The sequence below is a fragment of the Thermus sp. NMX2.A1 genome (assembly GCF_000511705.1).
In the GTDB taxonomy this organism is placed as follows: domain Bacteria; phylum Deinococcota; class Deinococci; order Deinococcales; family Thermaceae; genus Thermus; species Thermus scotoductus.
In genome coordinates this window covers 39,032-46,088 of the sequence record NZ_ATNI01000032.1, presented here as the reverse complement: position 1 = coordinate 46,088, position 7,057 = coordinate 39,032, and the positions used below count along the sequence as shown (strand labels likewise).

Genomic DNA, 7,057 nt, shown 5'->3' with positions numbered 1-7,057 from the left:
GGCACTAAACCCAGCACAAGGGGGGCGAAAGCCCCCCTAAAATATCCTTATGCCCCTTCTTTACCTGAGGTTCTACCTGGGAAGCCTTGCGGTCCTTTTTAGCTTCCACCTCGGTGGCCACTACTTCTTGGGTTTTCCCTTCCCTACTCCCGGTACCCTCCTCCAAATCGCCTTAGGAACCGCTTTTGGAATGGGGCTCGGCATCTTGTACCACCGGCTTTGGCCCCTCCCTCCCCCGGGGATGGGCCGGGTGGTACGGCTCTTCGTCCTCCTACCCCCCGCCTTCATGTTTGGGATAGGCCTTCTGATCCTCTTACAGGCCCAGGTAGCCCTGCCCTACCTCATCCCCTTGATGGCCTGGCTGACCCCCGCCTATGGATCCCAAGAACCTACACCCCCTAAGCACCCTTCCTGAGGCCGAGCTGGAGGTCCTCCTCCGCAAAGCCTTGGAGGAAACCCATCCCCCCGGGACCACGTTTCTGGAACAAGGCGGGCAGCCAGCCAAGGCCTTGTACCTGCTCCTCGAGGGCCAGGTGGCCCTCCTGGATGGGGAGCAGGAGGTGGAAACCCTCGAGGCAGGAGAGTTTTTCGGCTTCCCTTCCCTTCTCTCCGGAGAACCCCCTGCCTTGAGCGTGGTGGCCAAGACCCCCGTGAAGGTCCTCTCCTTTCCGCAAGAGGCCTTCCAAAGGCTACTGATGTATCCGGAGGTCGCCCGCTTTTTCGGGCAAGGCCTGGTCCAAAGGGTACAGCTCAGGAGGGTGCCGGAGCCCTCTTTGTTCGCACCGGTAGGCAGCCTGGTGCGGAGGCCACCCGCCCTCATCCCCGCCTCGGCCACGGTGGAGGAAGCAGCCAGGCGGATGCGCGAGGAAGGGATCTCTAGCCTTCTCGTGGAGGCAAGCCCCTTGGGTATCCTCACGGACCGGGACCTGAGAAACCGGGTGTTGGCCGAGGGCCGCCCACCCACCACGCCGGTGGCGGAAGTGATGACTGCTCCCCTTTTTACCCTCCCGGTGGAAACCCCCATTTACGAGGCCTTGGCCGCCATGGTGGAACGGGGTATTCACCACCTGCCCCTCACCGAGGGGGAAAAGGTGGTGGGCGTGGTCACCCACACGGACATACTCCTAAACCAGGCACAAAGCCCCTTGCTCCTTCTTAGGCGCATAGAAAGGCTGGAGCTGGAGCGGTATAGCCCTGAAGTAGCCTCCCTAGTGGAAAGCCTTTTCCATAGGGGACTAGGGGGCGTAGAGATCGGACGCGTGGTGGCTTCCCTCAACGACGCCCTTATCCGCCGCCTGGTGAAGGAGGCGGAAGCTGCCCTCGGCCCTCCCCCGGTAGTCTACGCCTTCATGGTCTTCGGCTCGGAGGGAAGGCGGGAACAGGCCCTCCTCACCGATCAGGACAACGCCTTGGCGGTAGCAGAGGAAGGGCATGAGGCCTACTTCCAAACCCTGGCGGAGCACGTGGTGGGAGGGTTGATCCGAGCAGGCATCCCCGAGTGCAAGGGGGGGTACATGGCCACCCGTTGGCGGAAAACCCTGAGGGCTTGGCAGGATACCTTCCGCCATTGGATGGAGGCTCCTGAGCCCCAGGCCCTCCTGGATACCCAGATCTTTTTCGATTTCCGCTCCGCCGCAGGAAGCCTTTCCCTGAGGCCCTTGGAGGAAGCGGTTCTGGAAGGAAGCCAAAAAGGTGTGTTCCGCTACCACCTGGCCCAGGCCAGCCTGGCCTTCCGCCCCCCCTTGGGCCTTTTCGGCAGGGTGCGTACCGAGGAGGGCTTTATAGACCTGAAGCGCCACGCCCTCGCCCCCATCGTGGCCCTGGCCCGGCTTTACGCCCTCATGGCGGGGAGCCTGGCCAAGGGCACGGTGGAAAGGCTCAAGGCAGCGGCGGAAGGAGGCACCCTAAGCCAAGAGGGAGCGGAGCGCTTCGAGGAGGCCTTCCGCTTCTTCTTCGCCCTGCGCCTAAAACACCAGCTTGCCGCCCTGCGCCAGGGGAAGGAGGTGGAGAACCGGGTGCTCTGGTCCGCCTTAACCCCCGGGGAGAGGCGGAGGGCCCTCGAGGGCTTCCGTGCCATCGCCGAACTCCAGGAAAGTACCGCAAGAAGCTTCCAGTTGCGATGAAGGAAAGAGCGCTGGCCCTCTTCTTTTTAGCTTGGGTCCTCTTTACCCCTCCCTTCGATCTCCTCCCCCTAGGGGAAAAGGGGCCTTGGGGGCTTCCCCTTTTATACCTTTACCTCTTCCTGGCCTGGGGCTTGGTGATCCTCCTCGCCTACTTTCTTTACCGCAAGCCATGAGCACCCTCTGGGTTCTCCTCATCCTTTTCCTCTACCTGGCCTCCTTGTTCCTGGTGGCCCTATGGGGAGAGGGCCGGGGTAGAACCCTAGCCCAAAGCGCCCACGCCTACGCCTTTTCCCTGGCCGTCTACGCTACAGCTTGGACCTTTTTCGGCAGCGTGGGCCGAGCGGCTACCGAGGGCATGGGCTTCCTCTCCATCTACCTGGGACCGACCCTGGTCCTCCTCCTCTGGCCCCTTCTGCACAGAAGGCTGCTGCAACTGGCCCGCACCCACCGCCTCACCTCCTGGGCCGACTTCCTTTTCCTGCGCTATGGCCCTGGCCCCTTAGGCTCCTTGGTGGCTGGCTTCCTGGTGGTAGGTCTATTGCCCTACCTGGCCCTTCAGCTCAAGGCCATCGCCCAAGGCTTTCTCTTCTTGAGCGGGGGAAGAGCCCCCCTGGTGGACGTGGCCCTCCCCACCGCCTTGCTCTTGGCCCTTTTTGCCATCCTTTTTGGTACCCGGCACCTGGACCCTTCGGAAAAGCACCCAGGGCTAGTGCTGGCGGTGGCCTTTGAATCCTGGGTCAAGCTCCTCGCCTTCCTCCTCGTGGGGGGGGTGGTGCTTTGGCAACTGGGAAACCCCTTCCCTCAAGCCCAGGAGGACCCCAGATTGCGGCCCCTCCTCCTACCCCATGAAGGGCTTTCCGGCCATCTGGCCTGGGTGAGCCTGGTCCTCCTTTCCGGCTTGGCCTTTCTCTTTCTGCCCCGGCAGTTTCACGTGAGCGTAGTGGAAAACGCCAACCCCCATCACCTGCGCCTGGCCGCCTGGCTCTTTCCCCTCTACCTCCTCCTCATCAACCTGCCGGTGGTCCCCCTGGCCCTTTGGGGAAGGCTCCTCCTGCCCCAGGAGAACCCCGACCTTTACGTGCTGGCCTTGCCCTTGGAGTTCGTAAGTCCGGCGCTCGCCCTTTTGGCCTTCCTGGGGGGGGTTTCCGCCGCCACCGCTATGGTCATCGTGGAAAGCCTGGCCCTTTCCATCCTCATCTCCAACCACCTCCTTTCCCCCTTGCTTCTGCGCCGGAAGGCTTTGGGAAGCCTCTTGGTGGGGCGGCGGATTTCCATTTTGCTGGTGATGCTTCTGGCCTACCTTTACTTCCGGCTGGCGGGAGAGGCCTACGCCCTGGTGGCCATGGGCCTCATTTCCTTTGTGGCCGTGGCCCAGCTGGCCCCGGCGGGCCTCCTTGGGCTCTTCTGGAAGGGAGCCACCCCCCAGGGAGCCCTGGCCGGCCTCCTTGGGGGCATGCTGGTTTGGGCCTATACCCTTTTTTTACCCGCCCTGGCCCGTTCCGGTTGGCTTCCCCCCAGTTTTTTGGAAGGTCCCCACCCCCTTCTCCACCCGGAGGGGCTTCTGGGGATCCAGGGGCTGGACCCGGTCACCCACGGCTTTCTGGCAAGCCTGGGGGTCAACCTGGCCCTGGCGGTGGGGGTATCCCTCTTTACCCGTAAAGGGCGCATCCCGGTGGGGCGGACGGGCGAGCTTACGGAGCTTACCGCCTTGGTGGAACGGGTCTTAGGTCCCGAGGTGGGAAAGGCGTTCCGGGAAGAGGCCCTGGGCCTAACAGGCCCCCAGGCGGTGGCTTTGGCGGAGTCTTGGCTCTCCGCTTCCCTAGGACCCGCCACCGCCAGGCTTCTCCTCCTTTCCGCCACCCGGGAGGCCCCCCGAGGCCCCCTCCCCCTTTGAGGCCCTCCTGGAGGAAGCGGCCCGGGAGTCGCGGGAGGTGCGGGCCTACGCCCGGGCCTTGGAGGAGGCCAAAAGGGAGCTTTCCGAAGCCTACGAGCGCCTAAAAGCCCTGGACCAGGCCAAGGACGAGATCCTGGCCACCGTTTCCCACGAGCTCAAAACCCCCCTCACCGCGGTCCGGGCTTTGGCGGAGATCCTCGAGGCCAATCCCGACCTTTCCGAGGAGGAGCGTGGGCGCTTCGTGTCCCTTCTGGCCAAGGAAACCGCCAGGCTCTCCCGCCTGGTGGAGGAGATCCTGGCCTACACCCGGCTCCAGGCGGGGGTGCCCCTTGCCCGCAGCCCCACGGACCTTCGGGCCCTGGCCGAGGAAGCCCTGGCCCTGGTGGAACCCCTGGCCCGGGAAAGGGGCATTACAATGGAGTCCCATCTGGCGGGGGTCCAAGCCCTCACGGACCGGGACCGGGTCCTCCAGGTGCTTTTGAACCTCCTCCACAACGCCCTGCGCCACGCCCGAAGCCGGGTACACCTGGAGCTTACCCTCACCAACCGCGAGGCCCTCTTCCGGGTCTTTGACGATGGTCCCGGAGTACCCCCCCAGGCTAGGGCCCTGGTATTCGAACCCTTCCAGAGCTTCTCCGGAGGCACGGGCCTGGGCCTTTTCCTGGCGCGGAGGCTGGTGGAAAGCCTGGGGGGGCGGATTTGGTTGGAGGAGGGGGAGGGAGCCACCTTCGCCTTCACCCTTCCCCTGGAGGTGGAGCATGAGGATTCTGGTGGTGGACGATGAGGAAAGCATCCTGGTGCCTTTGGAGTTCCTCCTGAAGAAGGCCGGGCACGAGGTGGTTCTGGCCCGCACGGGGGAGGAGGCCCTCGAGGCCCTATCCCGAGGAGCCTTTGACCTCATGGTGCTGGACCTCATGCTTCCGGGCATGGATGGCTTCGCCGTTTTGGAGCGAGCCAAGGCCCTATCCCAAAGGCCCAAGGTCCTGGTCCTCACCGCCCGGGGGCGGGAGGCGGACCGGGCCAAGGCCCTGGCCCTGGGAGCCGAGGCCTTCATGGCCAAGCCCTTTGGCATCCAGGACCTCCTTTCCCAGGTGGAGGAGCTGGCGGGGGGAAGATGAGGGAAACCTTGCGCTTTTTGGGAGCCCTTCTTCTGGGCCTCCTCCTGGTGGGGGGAACCGTGGGCCTGGGCCTTTTCCTCCTCCTTCAAGGCGAGGAGAGCCTTAAAGAGGATCTTCTTCGCCTGGCTCAGGCAAAGCTACCCATACTGCTTTTCGTGGGCTTCCTCTTCACCCTGGTGCTGGCCGCCCTCCTCTACCCGGTCTTCCTGGGCTATCTGGCCGCCACCCGGGCCCTGGGCCAGGAGGCGGAGATCCTCCTGGCCAACCCCGGCCACCGCCTGCGCCTCCGGGGGCCCTTTGAACTCAGGGCCCTGGCGGACCTCATCAACCGCCTGGCCCAGGAAAAGGAGGCCTTGGAAAAGGAGGTGGCGGCGCGCATCGCCGAGGCCAAATCCCTCCTGGAGGAGGAGAGGAAGAAGCTTGCCGCCCTCATCGGCCACCTTCCCCACGGGGTGGTGCTGGCCAACCCCAAGGGCCAGGTCCTCCTCTACAACCAAGGAGCCCGGGAGCTTCTGGGGGAGGGCCTGGGGGTGGGCAAAAGCCTCTTCGGCCTCCTGGACCGCGGGCTCATGGTCCACGCCCTGGGACTGCCGGAGGAGCGGTTTTTAACCCAGGGGCCCAGAGGGCCGCTTTGGCTCCAGGTGGTGCCCCTGGAGGGGGAGGAAGGGTTTTTGGTCCTCCTGGAGGAGGCCCGGGAAAAGGGCGGGTGGGATGCCGCCCTCCTCCACCGCCTGAAGGACAAGCTGGCGGGGCTCAAGGCCCTGGCGGAAGCCTTGGACCAGGAGGCCAGGGGAACCCCCCTCGAGCCCCTCCTCAAGACCGCCAAGGCCACCGCCGAGGAGCTCGGCCAGCTGGTGGCCTCCTGGGAAGCCCCGGCCCAGGCGGCGGAGGTATTGGCGGAAGACCTTTTAGCCCTCCTGGCCCAGGCCCTGGAGCGGGAAACAGGGGTTTCCCCAGGGTTCTCCCTGGAAGAGGAAGCCAGGAACCTCCTGGTCCAGGCGGACACCTACGCCTTGGCTCGAGGCCTGGCCGCCGCCTTAAGGGACGAGGAGGAAGCCTTCCTGGAGGGAAGGCGGGAGGGGAACCTGCTCCACCTCACCCTCACCCTGCCCAAATCCCCTATGAGCCCAGGGGATGCCCACCCCGACCTTCCCCCCCTGCTTAAGGAGGCGGTCGAGAGGTCCGGCGGGAGCGCCTGGTGGACGGGATCCCGCCTTCACCTCCTCCTCCCCGCCCGGGAAGCCCCCCGGCTTCCCGCCAAGGCAGGCCCTCCCCCCCGGGCCGAGGTCTTCGACCTCTCCCTGCTCCACGCCCCCGAGGAACTGGAGGAGGCTCCCCTGGAAGGCCTCCTGTACACTGCCTTCGACCTGGAAACCACGGGCCTGGATCCGGAAAAGGACGCCATCATCGCCCTAGGGGCGGTCCACATCCTGGGGAAAACCGTGCTCCGCCACGAGGTGTTCGAGGCCCTGGTCAACCCTGGACGCCCCATTCCCAAGGCCTCCACCGAGGTCCACGGCCTCACCTGGGAGATGTTGAAGGAAAAGCCCAAGCTGGAGGAGGTGCTCCCTGGGTTTCGCCTGTTCCTGGAGGACACGGTGCTCCTGGCCCACAACGGGGCCTTTGACATGGCCTTCCTCAGGCGGGTGGGGATCGACCAGCCCCCTTTGGTGGATACCCTGCTCCTTTCCTACCTGCTCTTCCCCGACCTCCAGGACCACCGCCTGGAAACCCTGGCGGAGCGCTTCGGCGTGCCCGTGATCGGCCGGCACACCGCCTTGGGGGATGCCCTCATGACCGCAGAGGTCTTCGCCGGGATGGTCCCCCTCCTCAGGGCCAAGGGCTACCGCACCCTGGGGGAGGTGCTCAGGGCCTGCGCCAGGTTGCCCCTGGCCCGGCTCAAGTACTGACCGCCAAGCCCC

At 65.2% G+C, this 7,057-nt stretch carries 5 protein-coding genes and 1 pseudogene; all 6 read left to right on the top strand.

Annotated elements, in window-relative coordinates:
• Positions 1–49 precede the first annotated feature (49 nt).
• The 6 genes and pseudogenes from TNMX_RS02375 (at position 50) to TNMX_RS02355 (ending at position 7,045) form a co-directional block, all read left to right on the top strand.
• Entirely contained in the window at positions 50–415 is a 366-nt protein-coding gene (locus TNMX_RS02375) for a hypothetical protein (RefSeq protein ID WP_038029089.1), read from the top strand.
• Complete coding sequence (locus TNMX_RS02370) at positions 375–2,123, top strand: DUF294 nucleotidyltransferase-like domain-containing protein (RefSeq protein ID WP_038029087.1); 1,749 nt, start codon at positions 375–377, stop codon at positions 2,121–2,123. Before TNMX_RS02375 ends, TNMX_RS02370 begins: the two co-directional genes overlap by 41 nt.
• On the top strand, positions 2,120–2,296 hold the full coding sequence (locus tag TNMX_RS12975; RefSeq protein WP_019549990.1) for a hypothetical protein: 177 nt from the start codon (positions 2,120–2,122) through the stop codon (positions 2,294–2,296). Before TNMX_RS02370 ends, TNMX_RS12975 begins: the two co-directional genes overlap by 4 nt.
• Positions 2,293–4,801, top strand: a pseudogene (locus TNMX_RS02365) (ATP-binding protein). Before TNMX_RS12975 ends, TNMX_RS02365 begins: the two are co-directional and overlap by 4 nt.
• Positions 4,776–5,135, top strand: a complete 360-nt coding sequence (locus tag TNMX_RS02360) for a response regulator transcription factor (protein ID WP_015716643.1) — start codon at positions 4,776–4,778, stop codon at positions 5,133–5,135. Before TNMX_RS02365 ends, TNMX_RS02360 begins: the two are co-directional and overlap by 26 nt.
• Positions 5,132–7,045, top strand: coding sequence for an exonuclease domain-containing protein (locus TNMX_RS02355; protein ID WP_015716642.1), 1,914 nt, complete (start codon positions 5,132–5,134; stop codon positions 7,043–7,045). The genes TNMX_RS02360 and TNMX_RS02355 overlap by 4 nt, the downstream gene beginning before the upstream one ends.
• The last annotated feature ends 12 nt before the right edge of the window (positions 7,046–7,057 follow it).